We start from the raw sequence: 20,369 nt of genomic DNA on the forward strand, positions 1-20,369 counted from the left end.
GAGCAAAGCCAAGAGCGTCGGCTAAGCAGAAAAATGGATAACGGAACGATAATAGATGTTTGAACAAACTTTTAAAAATATTGATAATGCCCTTCGTAAAGATGCAGGTTGCAGTAGCGAACTTGATTATGTGGAACAGACTTCGTGGATCCTCTTTTTGAAATATCTGGACGATCTTGAAAAAGATAACAAAGATAAGGCAGATTTGAAGGGCGAGGTTTATACGTGCATTATCAGCCCCGAGTACAAATGGGAAACATGGGCCGTTCCCAAAGGTGCAGACGAGAAAATTGATCATAATAAAGCACTTACCGGCGATGACCTGAGAGATTTTGTAAATATCAAGCTGTTCCCTTATTTGAGAAAGTTCAAAGTCGATTATCACGAGAAAGCCGATACTATCGAATACAAGATAGGAGAGATCTTCAGCGAGTTACAAAATAAGATTCAAAGTGGGTATACTCTTCGTGAAGTACTGAATCTGGTAGACGAACTTCGCTTCCGTTCCCAGGCTGAAAAACATGAAATGTCGTTTCTGTATGAAGACAAAATTAAAAACATGGGCAATGCCGGCCGAAACGGCGGCGAATACTATACCCCTCGTCCTCTTATCAAAACAATTGTTAAGGTAGTTAAACCATCAATCGGAAACAAAGTGTATGATGGGGCTGCAGGTTCAGCAGGTTTTCTTGTGGAATCCTTTGAATATATGAGACAGAGCAAGGACCTGAACACCAGAGATCTGGAAATTCTCCAGAAAGAAACATTCTACGGTAAAGAAAAGAAGTCTCTTGCCTACATTATCGGCATCATGAATATGATTTTGCACGGCATTGAAGCTCCCAATATTGTGCATACCAACACCCTTGTCAAGAACATTTCTGATATTCAGGAAAAAGACCGTTACGATGTCATAGTTGCCAATCCTCCATTCGGCGGCAAAGAACGAGCAGAGGTGCAGCAGAACTTCCCTATCAAAACCAGTGAAACCGCATTTTTGTTCCTCCAGCATTTCATAAAAATTTTGAAAGCAGGCGGCAGAGCTGGTATAGTAATCAAGAACACTTTTCTATCAAATACTGATAACGCATCCGTAAGCCTGCGAAAAATGCTGCTGGAAAGCTGCAATCTTCATACTGTGTTAGATCTACCAGGCGGCACTTTCACAGGTGCAGGAGTTAAAACAGTCGTCCTGTTTTTTGAAAAAGGCGCACCTACAAGAAATATCTGGTTTTACCAGCTCAACCTTGATAGAAACCTCGGCAAGACCAACCCTCTGAACGAAAACGATCTGGCAGAGTTTGTGGAGTTGCAGAAAACAAAAGCCGATTCCGAAAACTCCTGGGCGGTAAAAATTGCTGATGTGGACAAAACCACATATGACCTGTCGGTAAAGAATCCTCATAAAAAGGATGAAACAGTGCTACGTGACCCGCAGGAGATTCTGGACGAAATTCAGGCACTGGATGAGGAAAGTGCAGAGATCTTGAATGTGATCCGAGGGTTGGTATGAACAAGAATTGGGAAATGAAGAAGCTTGGGGAAGTTTGTACTCTCCAGAGGGGTTTCGATCTACCTAAAAACTCAAGGACTGCTGGCAATTTCCCATTAGTAAGTTCAAGCGGAATTATTGATACTCATGAAATCTGGAAAGTAAAAGCACCCGGTGTAGTTACAGGCAGAAGCGGAAGTATTGGGAATGTATTTTACATTGAAGATGACTTTTGGCCATTGAATACTGTTCTTTACATAAAAGATTTTCATAAAAATGATGTCCGGTTTGTATATTATTTGTTGACACAAATTGATCTCAAGAAGTATAGTAGTGGAACTGGCGTTCCAACTTTGAACAGAAATAATGTTCACGAAGAAATTATTTCTATTCCCAAATCGCTCACCGAACAGCAACGCATCGTTGATATTCTGGACGAAACTTTTGCCGCCATCGACAAGGTAAAAGAAAACGCCGAAAAGAATCTGCAAAATTCCCGAGAGCTTTTTGAGTCGTATCTTCAAAGTGTTTATACAAATCCAAGAGATGACTGGGATAAAAAAACATTAAATGAAATCTCGGAAAACCTAGACAATAAAAGAGTCCCTATTACTAAAAATAAACGTAAAAGTGGGATATATCCATACTATGGAGCATCGGGAATTGTTGACTACGTTGATGAGTATATTTTTGATGAAGAGCTTCTTTTAGTTTCTGAAGATGGAGCAAATTTACTTGCACGATCAACACCGATAGCATTTTCTGTTTCTGGAAAGATCTGGGTCAATAATCATGCCCATATTTTAAGATTCAAAAATATGGTAACCCAAAAGTTCGTCGAGATGTTTTTTGCGTCAATAAAACTTGATGAATATATCACGGGTACTGCACAACCAAAATTAAACCAATCTGCTTTAAATTCGATAATCATTCCTTATCCTCCCCTCGCTGAACAACAATCCATCGTCGCCAAACTCGACGCTCTTTCCTCTGAAACCAAAAGGCTTGAAGAAATCTATCAGCAAAAACTAGCCGCGCTGGATGAACTGAAAAAATCCGTGTTACAGAAAGCCTTTAACGGCGAACTTACAGGTGCATAACCATGAATGAGGCGCAGACCCGGGCAGAACTCATCGACCCAAAGATTATTGAAAGCGGTTGGGGTGTAGTCGAAGGTTCAAAAATCCTTCGGGAACACTATATAACTTTAGGTAGAATTCAGACCGGTGGGAAACGCGCCAAACCTCTCAAAGCTGATTATGTACTTGTGTATAAAGACCGCAAAATTGCAGTTATCGAAGCCAAAAGTGACGAGCTTGAAGTAGGCGAAGGTGTTGCACAGGCTAAAAACTATGCCGAAAAAATGTACATTGAAACCACCTTTTCTTCCAATGGCAAAGAAATTTATCAGATCTGCATGAAAACAGGTGCAGAAGGATTAGTTGATAGGTTTCCAACGCCTGATGAATTGTGGAATAAGACGTTTGCCACTCAAAGTCACTGGAGGGACACCTTTTCTCGTGTCCCGTTTGAAAATTTGGGCGGCACAAAAAACGTCCGCTATTATCAGGAAATTGCAGTCAACAACACAATGGCTGCCATTGCCGGGGAAAAACAGCGTATTCTTCTTACCCTGGCAACCGGTACAGGCAAGACCTTCATCGCTTTTCAGATAGCATGGAAACTTTTTCAAACTCGATGGAACCTGAATCGTGATGGCAGGCGCAGGCCAAGGATTCTGTTCTTAGCAGACAGAAACATACTGGCAGATCAGGCTTTTAACGATTTTTCAGCCTTTCCGGAAGACGCGCTTGTCCGAATCACTCCTAAAGAGATCAGTAAAAAAGGGAGTGTGCCGACTAATGGCAGCATTTTCTTCACTATTTTCCAGACCTTCATGAGCGGACCGGAAAATACGCCTTATTTTGGGGAATACCCTGCAGATTACTTTGATTTTATTATCATTGATGAATGTCATCGAGGAGGCGCAAATGATGAAAGCAACTGGCGAAGCATTATGGAATACTTCTCTCCTGCAGTCCAGCTTGGTTTAACTGCAACGCCCAAACGCGATGACAACGTAGATACATACAAATATTTCGGTGAGCCGGTATACATCTACTCACTAAAAGAAGGTATTAACGATGGTTTTCTCACGCCTTTTAAAGTAAAGCAGATCGAAAGCACATTCGATGAGTATGTTTACACTCCGGATGACCTGGTCATTGAAGGTGAAGTCGAAGCGGGGAAACTCTATACGGAGCCAGATTTCAATCGAATCATCGAAATTAAAGAACATGAGTCATATAGAGTGAAGATATTTCTTTCTGAAATTGATCAGAAGGAAAAAGGTATTGTTTTCTGCGCCACTCAAACTCACGCAGCGATAGTCAGGGATCTGGTCAATCAATATAAGGATAGCACTGAGCCTAATTACTGTGTCCGTGTTACTGCTAATGACGGTTCTCTTGGAGAAGAGTATCTGCGTAAATTTCGGGATAACGAAAATACTATTCCAACTATTCTCACAACCTCACAAAAGCTTTCTACTGGTGTTGACGCCCGAAACATCCGAAATATAATTCTCATGCGGCCGATAAACTCCATGATTGAGTTTAAACAGATAATTGGGCGTGGCACACGTCTGTTCGATGGAAAAGAATATTTCACCATTTATGATTTTGTAAAAGCTCACCATCATTTTGCCGATCCGGAATGGGACGGTGAGCCGATGGAACCTAAGCCAAAACCTGAGCTGCCGACAAAAGTAAAAGATCCGAAAGAACCATATGTTTCGTCGGAAGAGGATGATAAAAAGGCAAAGAAAATGCTTAAGATAAAGCTGCGTGATGGCAAAGAGCGTGAGATCCAGCACATGATTTCCACCTCTTTCTGGAGTGCAGACGGCAAACCTATTTCAGCACAGGAATTTTTACAAAACCTGTTCGGTATTTTGCCAGAATTCTTTAAGGATGAAAATGAGCTTCGTACAATCTGGTCTAATCCAATGACACGCAGCGCATTCCTTAAAAAACTTACCGGAGCAGGGTACGGTATGGATGAGCTCACAACACTACAAAAGCTTATAGATGCTGAAAAAAGCGATTTGTTTGATGTACTGGAATATGTTGCTTTTGCCCTGCAACCAGTCACAAGGGAAACCCGTGTAAACAGGGCTCAGTCCAGAATTTTTGAAGGGTTAAATGAGAAGCAAAAAGAGTTTCTGGATTTTGTCCTCTCAAAATATATAGAAACAGGTGTAGGAGAACTCAGCCAGGATAAATTGCCCGGACTTCTTGAACTCAAATACCATTCAATAAGCGATGCTACGGCAGTATTGGGCGGGATTACCAAAACAAAAGAACTATTTGTTGGATTTCAAGAATACCTTTACGCACCGGTTGTCGCATGATCTGATGGAAGGACAGATGTAAAATTAACCGCAAGGAAAATCGGTTTCTCAGTAAAACATATCTGGTGCGCCGCCAATTTTAATGAATATGCCTCCAGGAAAAAAGAATAATAAGGTCTCGGAGGAGGATGCCAGAGGCAAAACTCCTTCCAAACTATACACTATGGTCGTCTACCTGATGGGAGGGCCTATGTGTGCCGAGTTTGAAGGGACGATTATTTCCCGCACCGTCCAGATCCGGGGGGAGCAGACTTTAGAAAATCTCCACGAAGCCATCTTCAAGGCTTTCGACCGCTTCGATGAGCACCTGTATGAATTTTTATTTGGTGTGGGGCCGGATGACAGGTCTGCCGTCTACTCTCTGCCAGCGGAAGTGGAGTTCCGGGGCCAGGATGAGGAAATGGCAGGAGACGTCCGCACCACAACTATTGATTCCCTGGGCCTGGAAGCGGGACGGGCTTTTGGTTACCGCTTCGATTTCGGGGATGACTGGCTGCATCAGATAGACGTCACAGCAATTGAGGATTATTCGGGAAAAGGAAAATATCCGAAGATCACAAAGAAAGTGAGAAAAAGTCCTCCGCAGTACCCTGATGAAGACGATGAATAAGGAATCGTTTCTTCGCATAACTCCTGATGGAGAATAGCTGCCGGCTGGCTTTAGCCAAAAAACTTAAGTTGCATTTCGATAGCCCATATAGCCCATAACTTCAAAGATAGCGGAAAGACTACTAAGAAGCTCGTAAAACTACTGGGAAGTCGTACCCGTGTAAGCTGTGATGGCCATACTTTTGAGAACTCTTTTTCATTCGGAGGAAGAGAGATAGTATTATTCAGCCCCCTTATTTTTGTTTTTGAGCTTTTCAAGTAAAGCTGATACTCTTTCTTTAGCTGCTTCCGTTTCCTGAACGTCTCTCTCAATGCTGATGTTCAGAATATCCCCTTCTTTGCTTTCCTGGGGCAGTAGAAAAAGAGGGACGTCAATTTTTATTGATTCGTCACCCCTTAAAAGCAATACTGCGGTGCAGCCCTCTATTCTGTCGAGAGTAACCTTGAAAGTTTCCATTATCATCTCTCCAGTTCAGCTATCAAATTCCCGATGTTGTCATAAAGATATGCTGTATCTCCGTCATTGTTCCAGACAGGACTTTCCGACCCCCAGTATAATTCGCTCGATGTATCCGTGCCCATTCCTGTATACAGAGTTACAGTAGCCTGAGAGTCCAGTGTATAAGAAGAAAAAGTATAAGAAGAAAAAGTATAGGTGTGTTTACTACCTTCATCTTCGATTTTCCATCCTTCCAATAAAACAGGTGAAGAACCTCTATTTTTAATCTCTACCCATTCGTCCTTCAGGTTCAGGTTATTGACATAGACTGCATGGTCTGCAGAGCTGGAGATTGTCCCTGTTCCGGGCTCACCAGCCTCTTCGGACTTAACTTCTTCTGATTCTGTTTCTCTGGTTATTATCGGAATTGAAGGGCTGTCAGCCCCATTTTCTGAAGTTCCTGTTCCTGTGACCACTTCTCCAGACCCGGTTTTCTGAGTAATTACTGTACAGGTTGGCCCGTCTGTTGTAACTGCAATTGTGCCGTCAAGGTCTGTCCTGTAGACCCTGGAAGCTTTCTGCAGCCTTTCAAGGACTTCTTCATGGGGGTGTCCGTAATCATTGCCTGCCCCTACTTCGATTATGCTGATTTCCGGGCTTACGGAAGAAATAAAGGCTTTTCCGCTCCCTGACCGGCTGGCATGGTGTCCTACTTTAAGAATATCAGAATCAAGGTCGTAGCCTGCACCCATGAGTTTCTCTTCGGTTTCAAGCCCTGCGTCTCCCATAAGCAGGAATGAAGTTTCTCCGTAGCTTACTTTGAGCACAATTGAGTTTTCATTCAGGTCATCGGAGTATTCCGGCCCAGGGTTAAATATTTCAACATCCACGGCAGGGTCAAACTCGATCTCTTTACCTTCCTCTGCTACTTCAAAGGGAATATCCTTTTCATCAATGGTGGTCAGCATGTTCTCGTAAGTTTTTGAGGTATGTGGAAAGCCGCTGTCAACAAAATGCTTAACCTGGAAACTGTTAAGTACTTCATTCATGCCTCCTATATGGTCAGAATGGGGATGAGTTGCAACAACATAATCAATGCCGGAGATGCCCTGATCCTGAAGGTATGCCGTAACAACTCTTCCTTTATCCCTTTCTCCTGCATCTACAAGCATAGTCTTTCCATTGTATTCCAGAAGGATGGAATCTCCCTGACCGACGTCAAGAAAATGAACTGTCAGATTCCCTATTCCCGGGTTTTCCCTGGTAACGGGACCATTATCTGTCAGATTGTTTTCTTCAAGTCCGCTGTCCTGATTTGATTCTGTTTCTTCAGCGTGAACCTGAGTATCTGCCAGATTTTCCTCTCCTGCTTGCTGTGCGCCCTGCAGGGGCTCTTCAGCCGCCTGATCGTCTTTCAGTCCGGCATTTACTCCAAAGATAACTATAATAACAAATATTATGCCAAAAATCCAGCGTAATAAACTATTCCCTGACTTCTTTCCTGATTTCGTCAATCCAATCACACCAGTTTTTTACCTACTTTTTTACCAAACAATATAAATAGATTTTATATTAAGCTGCCTTTTATAGTCACCATTTTAAATAATGCGACATCTTGTGCGTGAATACATGCTTCTCCCAAAACTCATCTAGTTCTTCCTTTAATACTTTAAGATTCTTGAATGATTTTATTGACGTTAACTCTTCTCTTGTCGTTTTCCAACAATATTCCGTTGGGTTCCTATCTGGAGTAGCTGGAGGGAAAAGTAATATTTGCAACCAATATTTGTTATTTTGAAAGAATTCTCTTGCTTTTTTCGATTTATGCCATGTTGCTCTGTCCAGTAGAAGAAATATTTTTCTTCCTATGTCTTTTTTAAGCTTTATTAATGATTTTAAGAAAGAGTCTGTATTCTTTTTAATCCCTAAATCATACCAATAAAAGTCTCTGTTTTCAGTGTAGAATCCTCCAATATTGATCTTTGTTTTTGAACCACTTATAAATTTAATAGGCTTAGAGCCTTTTTTTGCCCAACATTTTGATCTGTTTGAGTCTAAATAAAAACTACTCTCATCCTGAGTGACAAATAAATAGTCAGGATTTAAGAGTCTTTTTTTTGATTTCAGCAATAAATTCGTTTGTTAATGCCTGATTTCGTCTTTTTGATTGAGGTCTACATGTAATTCTACTAAATCCTAAATTTTTAATAATTTGTCTCATTCTTGATTTGGAATAAGATATTCCAAATTTCTCTCTGACAAATTGAATTGCATCCTTAGTTTGCCAACCACGAGAAAAGCCATCATCTGTTGGTATTGGCTCTGATAATGCTTTCTTTAACACAGAAAGTTGCTCTTCAGTTAAAAAAGACTTTACTCCTCGACCAGGTCTACATTTAAGGCTGGACAAACCTTCTTCTTCAGCTCTTTTCATCCAACGATGAACTGTTGAACGATGAACTGAGAAATCTTCTGCAACTTTAGCTGGACTCAAACCATTTTTAACTAACAGCAACGCTTGAAGTTTTAACTTCTCATTCTTGTCACAGGAACTACAGATAGCTGTGGCAACATCAGAAGTAGTAAACATTTCCAAACTCATAATTAAAATAATATAATTACTTCAATTATATAAATGTTGCATTATATAGAAGGGTCACTATATTACGGGGAATTTCTTAAGTAAAAAATATGAATCGTTTGTAAAAAACATAATTGATAGACATAAAGGACATGACCGAATTATATTTACTGGTGGAATTTACAAAAAAGATTTGCTAAATATGCTTAGACAAAATTGTTTTGCTTACTTTCATGGTCATTCAGCAGGAGGGACTAATCCCTCACTTCTGGAAGCAATGATTATGAAAAATATTATAATAGCTCACAATAATAAATATAATAGAGAGGTTTGCCTTGATAATGTTTTTTACTATAATAGCCCGGAAGAAATACTAGATATAATTGCATCAATCGAAAAAGACTCTGCAAAATACGAAAATTTGAAAGAAGGCGTTTTTGAAAGGGTAACTAGTTTCTATTCCTGGAATTCAATTGCTGAAAAGTATGACGACTTATTCTTAAAAGAGCATTGTGAATTTCTAAAAGAGCAGGACAAGTTTTCAAAAAAAAAGGATGAGTTATTTCAAGAGAAAATAGGAGCTGAGAATCAATGAAGGTTCTTATGATAAATTATATGGAAACAACAGCTCCTGGAGGTATAAATAAAACAGTCCGAGAGATTGCAAGGAATATGTCAAAAATGGGCCATGAAATCATTGTTGTACAATCAAATCCATTAAACCTTGATAATGAAGAGATTTATGAGAACTTTAAAATAATTAGAATTCCATCCATCTGCAAAAATTATTTAATGGGTATTAATCCCGAACTCCATTCATATTTAAAAAATTACCAGGATAGAATAGCTCCTGATGTTGTTCATATACATGGAGTTCACAGTTTACTTTCTTTCCAGTGTATACTCATTATAAAATATTTAAATGACAGGCTACCTATCATATTTTCTCCACATTTAGACGTTGCAAAGAGCACCTTAGCGGGAAATTACCTGTGGAATATATATACTCAGATCGGAGTTCGCATTTTCAAATCTGTAACTCATATTACATCGTGTTCTAATTTTGAAGCTAATAATATTGCTCATATGTTTGATGTCAGCCCAGACAAAATTTCAATAATACCACATGGTGTAGATAGTATTGATTTAATAAAACCTTGCAATGTGACTCATAACATTAGACTGGTTTACTCAGGCTACCTTATAAAGAGAAAAAATGTTGATTACCTTTTGAGTGGCTTAAATAGTTTGATTTATGATTATGGAGTTGAAAAAGTTTTACTTACCATTATTGGAGAAGGACCTGAGAAAAAAACGTTACTGAAGATGGCTAATAGATTGAAATTAACAGAGAATGTCATTTTTAAGCCGTTCCTTCCAAGAGATGAGCTGATTCAAGAAATAAAAGGTTCGGATATTTTTTTACTTTTATCGGAATCAGAAGCATATGGTATTGTTGTGGCTGAAGCATTATCCCAGGGAACTCCCTGTATTGTATCAAATAGTACTGCATTAAATGAATTCACCAATGAAATTGGGTGTTATGGAATTGATTGCCCTTCTGATTCTAGAAAATTAGCCCAGTTAATTCTGGATATTTACGAAAATAAATTAAAGGTAGGTCCATTAAGCAATAAGATCAGAACCTGGGATAAAGTTGCTGAAGATTATGAATTATTATATAACATGATGCTATATCAAAATCAGCAAACCTCAAGTAACTTACAGAGTAAATCAGACCCTGAGAACCAACTCGGTTCTATATATAAAATTGATTCGAACTTACATTAAATTCGTAGCACTGTCAGTTTGATTTACTTTAAGGTAGTTTAGGCAATTTCTCAAAAGCCTTATACATTTCCGGAAGCTGCATTCCGCAAGCAGGTTTCCCAGTCTTCCGGATGCTCCATATTGTCCAGCTGCCATTCAAATTCACGCCTTGCAAGTTTGATAATTGTACGTGCTCTCTTCAGTGGGACCAATTCCTTGCCGATATCACCTATATCAACCACGTCCAGGCAGCTTACAATATCAATCGTAAAACCTTCCAGGCTCTCAGGTGGTATTGGTTCGCCTCTTGAATGTATTTCCGCGCATTTAGCGAGATACTCTGCAATTACCTTGATCAGTTTTGCGTCCTGCATGATTCTAATCCCCTGCACAATACGTAGATAATTCAGTTCGTCAGATTGGACGATCTATTTAAAATAGCCACAACAATGACCATATATCAGTTAAAATGCAGACATATCTTCCTGAATTCAGCCCCAGTAAAATGCAGATGCATTTCTGAATTCAGCTCAGGTCATCTTTCAATTCTCATTTTTCAAGGACAGTGCCTGTGACGTTATTTAAATATGGTTTTTTATGAGGTTTAAAGTTTTCTAAATCATTTTCGATAAAACAGTATTGAGAAGTTGAGCTGGCAGTCTATATCCTTAAGTAGACATGTTTGTAGTCCTGTGCTGAACCGACCCTTATTCAGAAATTATTTTCTTTATATTCAGAAATTATTTTCTGTTTTTTATATAAATATTTATGTGAGCAGGGCTTAATATCTCCCATGTTCTCATAAATTTTCATAACCAGGCTAAATATAGAAGATTTTATATATGAACAGATATTTTTTTGAAGTGATTTTATTGAAGAGACATTTAAGGCAATGGATGACGATTAACTTCAATTCTCATTCTTGCTTCATGTTTCTGGTATATTTTTAATATATCAGGCCTACATCCTTACCGGAAATTCCGTAATTTGACGGAGACTGAAATAGTAAGGAAGGGATGCATTCCACATGGAGTGCTTTATCAGATGAAGGTCCTGACCTGAACCCGAATTTCCTGAATTTAATACTATATCGCTATAATCGTGACTCTCTGAAAGGAGAAGATACGAGAACATCTAATCGAAAACGAGGCAATACCATTGACGAAAGTTGTAGAGATCTCTCCAACCACGAGACATGAAGGGCACTCCAAGCTTACCCTGAAGGTGAACGATCAGGGTATAGTCGAGCGAGGAGACTGGCTCTCTATCACCCCTGTCAGGGGTGTTGAGAAGCTCGCCATAGGCAAGACGATGGAACAGGTCCCGAAGATTGCCTCTCGGGTCTGCGGAATCTGTCCCGTCGCCCACTGTCTGGCGAGCATCGAGGCAATGGAGGCGTCTATCGGCTGCGAGATCCCCAAGGATGCAAAACTTCTGAGGGTAATTCTTCATGCCGCAAACCGCCTGCACAGCATCGCCCTGCACAACATCCTGATACTCCCTGACTTTTATATCCCCGGGACGGAGACGAAGATCAACCCGTTCTCGAAAGAGGAGCCTTTCAGGAGCGTTGCGACAAGAATCTTCCGCATCCGTGAAATCGCACAGACCATTGCAGCTATCGCAGGCGGCGAGGCAATCCACCCCTCCAACCCCAGAATCGGAGGGATGTACCAGAATGTGAGTCCGCGGGCAAAGCAGAAAATAGCTGACCTGGCAAAAGAAGGCCTTGTTCTTGTCCACGAGCAGATGGAATTTATGCTCGATGTTATCAGGGACATGCAGAACCGTGAATACGTTACTGTGGGAGGCCAGAATATCCCGATTCCAAAAACGCTCGGGTATCATAACCAGGGTGTCATGGCCACGTCTCCTATGTACGGCTCATCCAGCCTTGATGAAAACCCCACATGGGATGTCACTAGGTGGAAAGAGACCCGGCCATGGGAATGGTATATGGGTGAGGTGACAATCGATCTCGAGGACCCGAACTATCCGATAGGCGGCACAACAAAAGCCGGAACCAGAGCAAACCCCCAGATGGAGGCGTGCAACAGTGTTCCGACTTACGACGGTCAGCCGGTTGAGGTCGGTCCGAGGGCAAGGCTAGCTACCTTCAAGAACTTTAACGAGAAGGGCACCTTCGCCCAGCACATCGCCAGGCAGATGGAATACCCGGACTGCCTCTATACCATCCTTAAGTGCCTTGATGACCTGGACACCTCGGGTAAGGTTATTGCCGACCACATCCCCCAGGGAGACGGGTCTATGGGCTGGGCAGCTAACGAAGCTCCACGTGGGACTGATATCCACCTTGCAAAGGTGAAGGACGGGCGTGTGCTCTGGTATGAAATGCTTGTACCTACCACATGGAATTTCCCAACCTGCAGCCGCGGTCTTAAGGGTGCTCCCTGGCAGATCGCAGAGATGGTTGTCCGTGCCTATGACCCGTGTGTATCATGTGCAACCCACATGATTGTGGTAGACGAGAAGAACAGGATAGTAGCTCAGAGGATCATCCAGTGAAGGAAATGGATAAGCTGTACTCCGAGATCGTGGTGGCAGGCTGTGGCAATCCTCTTTATGCGGACGACGGGTTTGGACCTGCAGTAGTGGAGAGGCTCAAGGGCATGGAGCTCCCGAAGAATGTCACGGTTGTTGATGCCGGACTCGGTGGGCCGCATTTCGTCTTTACTCTCCTTAACCCCGAGTCCACAAAAGCCCTTATCATCGTTGACATAGCGGACTTCGGGGGAGAACCAGGTGAGCTCAGGTGGCTTACTGTTGACGAACTCCCGGAAGGCAGTTATCTGGATGCACACTCCTGGGACCTGACCGAGCCTCTCCAGTGCATTAAGGACGATATCCTTATCCGGGTCCTTGTGTGCCAGAAAAAATACGTTTCTGCCCCCGAGATGGACATCGGGATTACAGATGAGGTACAGAGAGCCATTCCCGGAGCTGTATCCGAGATAATAAAGGAAATCAGGATGAACTATGGAAATGCTTAACTCCATCAAGAAGACCGTTGGCGGGGAAGGCAAGCCCACCCAGGTTGCGACGGAGAAGAAGATGGAAGCTACAATGGAGGCAAAACCAGTGGCAAACAAGATCAAGCTCGGGCATGTGCACTTGAGCGGCTGTACAGGCTGCCTCGTGTCCACTGCCGATAACAACTTGGGATTCATCAAGATACTGGACAACTACGCCGACCTCGTCTACAGCCTCACGCTTGCAGACGTCCGGCATGTTCCTGAGATGGACGTGGCGCTCGTCGAGGGATCGGTCTGCATTCAGGACCATGAATCTGTGGAAGAGATCAGGGAAACGCGAGAGAAAGCAAAGATTGTGGTAGCCCTCGGTTCCTGCGCATGCTATGGGAACATAACAAGGTTCAGCCGCGGTGGGCAGCATAACCAGCCCCAGCACGAGTCTTTCCTCCCTATAGGGGACCTCATAGACGTGGATGTCTACATCCCGGGATGTCCCCCGAGTCCGGAGCTCATAAGGAACGTTGCTGTAATGGCATACATGCTCCTCGAAGGCGATGAGGACCAGAAGGCTCTTGCTGGCAGGTACCTGAAGCCCCTCATGGACCTTGCGAAACGCGGTACAAGTGGATGCTTCTGCGACCTTATGACCGAAGTGATCAACCAGGGCCTCTGCATGGGATGTGGGACCTGTGCTGCAGCCTGTCCGGTGCGGGCGATAACCCACGAGTTCGGGAAACCGCAGGGTGAACGTGACCTCTGTATCAAGTGCGGCTCCTGTTATGGTGCCTGCCCGAGGTCGTTCTTCAATTTCGAAGTGATTGATGAATTCGAGGACATCAGCGAGATAATCGCTGAGGCTCTTAAGTGAGGTGAGAGAGATGACTGCAGATCCATATCTCGGCAAATACATCACCTGCGTCTCGGCACGGAGCACGGACAAAGAGATTCTCAAGAAAGCGCAGGACGGCGGTATTGCCACTGCACTTATGGTTTATGCCCTCGAGGAAGGAATTATCGACGGGACAATTGTAGCAGGTGAGGGTGACCGTCCCTGGGAGCCCAGACCGATTGTTGCAATGAGCCGCGAAGATATCCTCAAGGCACGGGGAACAAAGTACAGCATCAGCCCCCAGATCGCCTGGCTCAAAGAAGCGACCCGCTCTTTCGGCCTCGACAAAGTAGGAGTTACAGGCGTCTGCTGCCAGATGCAGGCTGTCAGGAAAGCTCAGCTCTATCCCATAAACATGCGGGACGTCCCAGGTAAGGTCGCACTCACTGTAGGGCTTTTCTGTATGGAAAATTTCCCTTACAAGTCCTTGCAGACCATTGTAGAGGACCATGCGGCTCAGAGCCTCGGCTCCGTAAAGAAAATGGAGATTACAAAAGGCAAATTCTGGGTCCACACCGAGCGTGGGAACGTTTCCACTGTCCCCCTCAAGGCGACCCACAAGTACGAGCAGCCCGGCTGCCACGTCTGCCTCGATTATGTCTCCAGCCTTGCCGACATCTCAACCGGTTCGGTCGGAAGCCCGGACGGATGGTCCACGGTCTTTATTCGCACCAAAAAAGGTAATGAAGTCTGGTCGAAGGCGGTCGCAGACGGCATGTTCGAGACAAAGCCCATCGAGGATGTCAAGCCCGGCCTTGAGCTCCTAACGAAGCTCGCAAAGGAAAAGATTGACAAGAACCGGAAGACACTCGAGGAGCGCAGGAATTTCGGAATTAATAAGGCGTTAAGGGATCCTTACGCCTAACTTTTCTTTTTTATTGTTGAAATTATTCGGGTTATCTGCAGAGAATACGGGGATGGACTCACCTTTTTGCATTCTGCGGAATATGAGAAGCGGGCTTTTTATATTTGCGAGGCGACTGTCCCGAAGGAAACAAGCTTGAAATTGCCTGTGCCCCTATCATGCTTTTGTAGAAGGGATAAAACGACAATTCTCAATGAACCTGTAAAAAGGCCATTGTCTCCTGCAATAATTACCATCTCGTTAAGCCTGGCTGGCCGCCTGTTCGAGATTCTCCGATTTCAAAAGCTGTTCAAACCTCTCTGGACTGAACCCGATGACCACAGCATCGCCGATCCTGATGAACGGGAAGCCTGTATCGCAGGTGCCATTCACCATCTCGGCAGCTATCCTGTCCTGCTCTCTCTCGCTGGCGAGATCAAAATCTACAAAATCGAATGGTATGCCTCTGCCCCGAAAAAATTCTTTTGTTTTCCGGCATACCGGGCAGGTGCTTATGATGTAGATTGATACTTTTGCTTGATACTTTTGCCATATGTTCTCCTGATTCCATTTTTAGTTCTGTTTCCTTCAATTTTTTCCATTTATTTTCTGGGATCTTTAATACTCGATGAGCACATTGACGTCCCCGCTCTTCTTGGATACGTTGACCAGCGTATCCTCTTCCACCCGCCTGAAATTCAGATCGGTCAGTGTGTTTCCGACTTTCACGTTGTTGAACTGCACATTGTCAAGCCACGAAGGCAGATGGGGTTTATTGATGATCAGCCGATTATTCAGGGCGTCTGGAGCTATGCCCAGGCAGGCTGTGAGCATAAACGGTATGGTTCCAGAAGCCCACGCCTGCGGGCTACAGGCTACCGGGTATTTCACGGGGATGCCGTATTCCGAGCGCGAAAGCCCGGCGAAGCACTCCGGAAGACGGTAACCCTCGAAAGCCCTGGAAGCCTCGTACATGCCCGTGAACAATAAGGACATCTCATTGATGAACCCATGTTTTCTCAAGCCCATGGTAATGATTGAATTGTCATGCGGCCAGACAGTGCCGTTGTGATACCCCAGTGGGTTGTACCGGCGTTCTTTTGAGGACAGCGTTCGAATGCCCCATTCTGTGAACATGTCGTTTCTGAAGATTCTGTCGACCAGGTATTTTACGTATTTTTGATCGATGATTCCTGTCCACAGGCACTGCGCCGGGTTAGACGATATCACGTCACATACTCCTTCCGCATCCAGTGCCTGGGCGAAAAATTTCCTGTCTTTCATCCAGAAATGCCGGTTGAATCTCTCTTTCAGTTCTCCTGCCTCCTTTTCCAGCCTGGACGCATCACTTTTCCGGCCCAGCTGCCTGAGCAGCGGTGCAAGCCCTCTTTTTGCCATGTACACGTATCCCTGAACTTCGGCAACAGCGATCGGTTGTTTTGCCAGGGTTCCATCTGAACGGCTAATCGAGTCGGGTGAGTCCTTCCAGCCATGGTTGTAAATGCCCAGCGGGGATTTCACTGCATAATAGGTAAATCCATTTCCTTCCGTGTTGGCGTAGATATCGATCCATTTCAGTGCCTGGTCTACATTGCCTTCCAGCTGCTTGACCAGTTCGATATCCCCGGTCCAGTTCACGTATTCGGTCAGGAGGATCAGGAACAGAGGAGTAGCGTCGACAGTGCCGTAATACGGTGTCTGTGGGATCAGGTTCAGATTAGCCAGCTCGCCCAACCTCAGTTCGTGAAGCATTTTACCGGGTTCCTGGTCCCTCCAGTCACCCAGTATGTTGCTCTGGTATTTTGCGTTCACGAGCAGTGTGCTTTTTGCCAACCCAGCCTCGAGAGACAATATCTGGAGTGCCGAAATGATGCTGTCCCGCCCGAATAGTGCGTCGTACCACGGTACCCCTGCCGAGTGGAACGCATGTCCTTTAAGGCTCATACGCATCATCTTCAGGTCAGCCAGTGAACGAGATAGGATGCTATTGAAAATGTTGTTGCTGGTTGGTATGTAGTCGCAGCATTCAAGGGTTGCGACGTAGGATCTCATGATCTGGTTCATTCGTTGGTCGGGATTTTTCACTGGTCGCTCCGGTTCCTGCCCGGGCCTGAACTCCTCGACAGAAACCTCCAAGTTTACTGTCTGTAACTCATGGGGGGCTATCTTCAGCTCGAAGGTGCATGCTTTCTCTTCTACCCTCGTGGGAGATGGCTCAAATGTTATAATCGTGTTGCGACAAAGCTTATCCTCTCCTTCGTAGGAGAAGTAAAGACTTTTACCATCGTACCGTACTGGTAGCACTTTCGCAGCAGTTGGCGGGTATATTCCCCTGATGGTAAACATATCAGCAAAATCTGCATCAAACTCAAAAGTCAGGTTTAAGGACACCGGGAACGTGTTGAAGTTTCGGATGGTATGGCTTTGCCGGACGCAGCCTGGTATGACTGTGGCGATGGTGCCGAGGAGCGTTTCTTTAGGGACTGTGGTGCCAGTGCAATCCTTCATTTCGGGGTTGGTAACCATGAGAGTCGATCTAAACCCCTTCTCATCACTGGACAGGACCCGCGTTGGAGGCGTATTCATGAGTCGGATGAGAAAACCGCTCAAATACCTGCAATCGTGGTAATAGAGACCATACCCATAATTTTCTGTAACAGGTATCTCACCATGCTCCTGCGTTATGAACGTCAGCTCATTGTCCCGTATAACCATCTCATTGATAATGCTGGTAGACAGGGTGTGCTTCTTGTATATGTCCCACGCTTCGCGGATTCCCTCTCGGTCAGAAGTTTCCGGCATGCAAATTCCTCATAACCCAATCCCAATTTTATACAGTAGTTTCAGCCCACGGACGGTTCTTTTCATTAGATTCTCCGAAACATATTCCGCCCATAGCCCCTGATAAACTCATAATGATTCGGACCCGCAGAATTTAACCGGTTATGGTTCAGCGCCTGGCACCTTCCCCATTGTGCGACGCTTCTAACTATTATAACCTGAATCACTGAATATGAGTTCCGGGTAAAAACTTATAAGATAATTATTATGAATATTAATTTATGAATCTTTATTTAAATACTCATAGCTTGCCTGATGAATTACTGGAGATTTGTAGTTTTCATAAATATGGGATAAATTTCATTAATCTTTAATTATCTTTGAAGCCGCTCAGAAGATTAACTCTGTAGATTACACAGAATCTCTTAGACCTTTTCGAGATGAAGCGCATCAAGGATTCAAGCCCGGCCTTGAGTTCTTAACGAAGCTCGCAAAGGAAAAAATTGACAAGAACCGGAAGACACGCGAGGAGCGCAGGAATTTCGGAATTTATAAGGCGTTAAGGGATTCTTACGCCTAAACTTTTCTTTTTTTGTTATGAAAATTATTCGGCGTTGTCTAGCTGAATACTGGGATGAGATATGTTCTCATCCCCTAGATGATGCCATTTCTATAATTCAGCCATTTGGCTATCACAATTAGAGTCTATTCGAAAAGTGACACAGCTTTAATGTTAGATATTCAAACTTTCTATTAATTATTCTCCACGCCCGCATGCTGCGAAGCAGCAGATATCGGGCGACCTATGGAAAAAAGAAAAAAAGTAGAATCGATAACTTTATTCACAGCCCCCCTGCTAAGCAAAAATTGTGTTGCAGAAAAACATTATCAAGAATTTCTATGAATCAACTAACTTACTCATTCCAGACCCCACTTCTTTCTGAATTCGAGCTTCTGCTGGCTGTTCATCCAGTGGCTGCCGTCACAGTAGGGCTTGTTCTCTGATTTCCCGCAGCGACAGAGGGTTACTCTGTTCCGGGGTTCGTACATGCTGCCGTCTGCAGATTCAATGGGGACACCGCCTCGAACCCAGAGAGGGCCTTCACAACCTTTTTGTTTGTCGTGAACCAGTATAATAGACGGCTCAAATCCTTTTTCAAAGGGTTTGCCTGTCTTTTTGTCCCACAGGACCAGCCGCCCCGACGGGCAGATCATGGCTTCTTCTATGGCGGTTTGTCGGGCTTCCGGGTCGTCTGATTTTTGTATGAGATCCCTTATTCCTCCAGAACGCTGGCAGAAACGGGAATGATCGCAGAGCTCGTAGACATCAGTGAGTTTTAGATCAGGACCTTCAAAAGTTTCCGCCTTTTCCAGGTAAGGCTTTCTGCTGGCTGTTTCGCTACCGTTAAAACCGACCTTACGGTGTGCCCCATCACAGAAGGGCTTGTTTCCGGATGAGCCGCAGCGGCATAAGATATAGGCTTCCCGCCGGGGATATTCCTTTATATCAATCAACTCTCTGGTGTGGTCATCGTCGTCTGTAACAATTACCTGTTCTAAAAGCGGCACTCCACCCGTAACCCGATACGGTCCGTCTTTGATTATCTTAATCCTCATTTCTTTCTCATTACCTGCCATAATCATAATCCCCATTACCTCTTATAATGCGGTACTGGATATTTAGTCTGACTGTTCGCATCTTTGATGATTTTTATGTTTTTCCGATTTATACTGTATCCAATAAGAGAGCGTGTTCTAGGATTGGTCAGGTCCTCCAATCAGGCAATAGATGATTACCGCTGTGGACGTATTAGATAGCTATCAGACCACCTGACGGTTTTAAGACACGTCTCATTTCCTTAAGTGCTTTCAAAGGAGGTAGGAATCGAACAAAGGTAAAAGTTGTAACAACCAGAATTTTGTTACGATGATTTTTCCAATATACACGCTCAAAGACTATTCCAGTCTGGACTTCAGATATCTTCGTAATTAAGAGAACAGCCATGCAACTATTTTCTGAGTTTATTGGAAGTCAAAAAATAATGCTTGTAAGTGTAAGGGTTTCAAAGCTGAGGGAGAGGGATTAGAGACAGATGATTATGGATTTCTAAATCTCATTTCTCCACCGGAGATAAAATAAAGTTTATCAAGCCTGATAGTGCTGGGTGAAACAAAAAATCTTTTAACTTTTTAAAACATATAAAGAAGCGTGAACAATGAAAGTGCAATCATTGGTTCCGGTACAGGAGAAATAGAAGTTACGAGTCATGCTGTAACAATGAGTCATACTGTAACATTATATGGGATACCGGTTGTTTACATTGTTATTGTAGCATTATTTGTATTATTTATTTTATATTTATACTGTAGGATGACAAGAAAAGAAAGATACTGTATGAGTAAATCGAGTTACTTAAAATTGTTTTTTGCTTTATTTATCCCGCTATTTTTTTATAATCTGTATAATATGTATAACAGTTCATGGTTTTACAATGTCTATGCCAAATCGTGGTGTAATACTTTCTGGTTTACCCACACTATTTTTATTATTATGAATGC

General features: G+C 43.4%; 17 protein-coding genes and 1 pseudogene. 11 read left to right on the forward strand and 7 right to left on the reverse strand.

What is annotated here, in order from left to right; translation table 11 throughout:
* Positions 1-55 precede the first annotated feature (55 nt).
* The 4 genes from M886_RS12255 (at position 56) to M886_RS12270 (ending at position 5,514) form a co-directional block, all read left to right on the forward strand.
* On the forward strand, positions 56-1,513 hold the full coding sequence (locus tag M886_RS12255; protein ID WP_048041126.1) for a class I SAM-dependent DNA methyltransferase: 1,458 nt from the start codon (positions 56-58) through the stop codon (positions 1,511-1,513).
* The gene (locus M886_RS12260) at positions 1,510-2,592 is read left to right on the forward strand and encodes a restriction endonuclease subunit S (protein ID WP_048051263.1); all 1,083 of its coding nucleotides are present in this window, start codon (positions 1,510-1,512) and stop codon (positions 2,590-2,592) included. Before M886_RS12255 ends, M886_RS12260 begins: the two co-directional genes overlap by 4 nt.
* Positions 2,593-2,594: 2 nt before the next feature.
* On the forward strand, positions 2,595-4,904 hold the full coding sequence (hsdR, locus tag M886_RS12265; RefSeq protein WP_048051264.1) for an EcoAI/FtnUII family type I restriction enzme subunit R: 2,310 nt from the start codon (positions 2,595-2,597) through the stop codon (positions 4,902-4,904).
* 88 nt (positions 4,905-4,992) lie between these two features.
* A complete protein-coding gene (locus M886_RS12270; protein WP_160173167.1) occupies positions 4,993-5,514 on the forward strand; it encodes an IS1096 element passenger TnpR family protein in 522 nt (173 codons plus the stop codon).
* 219 nt (positions 5,515-5,733) lie between these two features.
* Here the strand turns inward: M886_RS12270 and M886_RS12275 are convergent, their stop codons facing one another.
* The 3 genes from M886_RS12275 to M886_RS17880 all read right to left on the reverse strand — a co-directional run bounded on the left by M886_RS12275 (position 5,734) and on the right by M886_RS17880 (position 8,554).
* The gene (locus M886_RS12275; protein WP_048045800.1) at positions 5,734-5,970 is read right to left on the reverse strand and encodes a DUF3006 domain-containing protein; all 237 of its coding nucleotides are present in this window, start codon (positions 5,968-5,970) and stop codon (positions 5,734-5,736) included.
* A gap of 2 nt (positions 5,971-5,972) precedes the next feature.
* Positions 5,973-7,466, reverse strand: coding sequence for an MBL fold metallo-hydrolase (locus M886_RS12280; RefSeq protein ID WP_052732160.1), 1,494 nt, complete (start codon positions 7,464-7,466; stop codon positions 5,973-5,975).
* 76 nt (positions 7,467-7,542) lie between these two features.
* A protein-coding gene (locus M886_RS17880; RefSeq protein WP_152557995.1) for an IS630-like element ISMma17 family transposase occupies positions 7,543-8,554 on the reverse strand; the annotation gives its coding sequence in 2 pieces (ribosomal slippage) (positions 7,543-8,071 and positions 8,070-8,554; 1,014 coding nt in all).
* Positions 8,555-8,615: 61 nt separating this feature from the next.
* On the opposite strand from M886_RS17880, the gene M886_RS12295 reads away from it, so the two are divergent.
* Together M886_RS12295 and M886_RS12300 are read left to right on the forward strand one after the other, a co-directional pair.
* Complete coding sequence (locus tag M886_RS12295) at positions 8,616-9,128, forward strand: glycosyltransferase (protein WP_080925761.1); 513 nt, start codon at positions 8,616-8,618, stop codon at positions 9,126-9,128.
* Between the two features lie 20 nt (positions 9,129-9,148).
* Positions 9,149-10,324: a glycosyltransferase family 4 protein gene (locus M886_RS12300; protein WP_235203947.1), complete on the forward strand. Its 1,176-nt coding sequence runs from the start codon at positions 9,149-9,151 to the stop codon at positions 10,322-10,324.
* 59 nt (positions 10,325-10,383) lie between these two features.
* Here the strand turns inward: M886_RS12300 and M886_RS12305 are convergent, their stop codons facing one another.
* Positions 10,384-10,677: a hypothetical protein gene (locus tag M886_RS12305; RefSeq protein WP_048040377.1), complete on the reverse strand. Its 294-nt coding sequence runs from the start codon at positions 10,675-10,677 to the stop codon at positions 10,384-10,386.
* Positions 10,678-11,461: 784 nt separating this feature from the next.
* Between M886_RS12305 and frhA the strand changes: the two genes are divergently transcribed.
* The 4 genes from frhA to frhB all read left to right on the forward strand — a co-directional run bounded on the left by frhA (position 11,462) and on the right by frhB (position 15,050).
* Positions 11,462-12,829, forward strand: a complete 1,368-nt coding sequence (gene frhA / locus M886_RS12310) for a coenzyme F420 hydrogenase subunit alpha (RefSeq protein WP_011034943.1) — start codon at positions 11,462-11,464, stop codon at positions 12,827-12,829.
* 5 nt (positions 12,830-12,834) lie between these two features.
* Entirely contained in the window at positions 12,835-13,314 is a 480-nt protein-coding gene (gene frhD, locus M886_RS12315) for a coenzyme F420-reducing hydrogenase, FrhD protein (protein ID WP_175413375.1), read from the forward strand.
* Positions 13,315-13,387: 73 nt separating this feature from the next.
* Positions 13,388-14,164, forward strand: a complete 777-nt coding sequence (gene frhG, locus M886_RS12320) for a coenzyme F420 hydrogenase subunit gamma (protein WP_235204027.1) — start codon at positions 13,388-13,390, stop codon at positions 14,162-14,164.
* A gap of 10 nt (positions 14,165-14,174) precedes the next feature.
* A complete protein-coding gene (gene frhB, locus M886_RS12325) occupies positions 14,175-15,050 on the forward strand; it encodes a coenzyme F420 hydrogenase subunit beta (RefSeq protein ID WP_048051266.1) in 876 nt (291 codons plus the stop codon).
* A 240-nt stretch (positions 15,051-15,290) separates the two neighbouring features.
* Here frhB and M886_RS19530 read toward each other — a convergent pair whose 3' ends face one another.
* The 3 genes from M886_RS19530 to M886_RS12340 form a co-directional block, all read right to left on the reverse strand.
* Positions 15,291-15,584 carry a glutaredoxin family protein gene (locus M886_RS19530; protein WP_084685083.1) on the reverse strand — a complete coding sequence of 98 codons (294 nt, stop codon included), beginning with the start codon at positions 15,582-15,584 and terminating at the stop codon, positions 15,291-15,293.
* Positions 15,585-15,647: 63 nt separating this feature from the next.
* Positions 15,648-17,831, reverse strand: coding sequence for an amylo-alpha-1,6-glucosidase (locus tag M886_RS12335; RefSeq protein WP_053228892.1), 2,184 nt, complete (start codon positions 17,829-17,831; stop codon positions 15,648-15,650).
* An 897-nt stretch (positions 17,832-18,728) separates the two neighbouring features.
* On the reverse strand, positions 18,729-19,448 hold the full coding sequence (locus M886_RS12340) for a CDGSH iron-sulfur domain-containing protein (RefSeq protein ID WP_235203949.1): 720 nt from the start codon (positions 19,446-19,448) through the stop codon (positions 18,729-18,731).
* 311 nt (positions 19,449-19,759) lie between these two features.
* Here M886_RS12340 and M886_RS17890 point away from each other — a divergent pair.
* Positions 19,760-19,897 (forward strand): annotated as a pseudogene (locus M886_RS17890) (DinB/UmuC family translesion DNA polymerase); the annotation flags it as partial.
* Positions 19,898-20,369 lie beyond the last annotated feature (472 nt).

The sequence above is a fragment of the Methanosarcina soligelidi genome, from assembly GCF_000744315.1.
GTDB lineage: Archaea > Halobacteriota > Methanosarcinia > Methanosarcinales > Methanosarcinaceae > Methanosarcina > Methanosarcina mazei.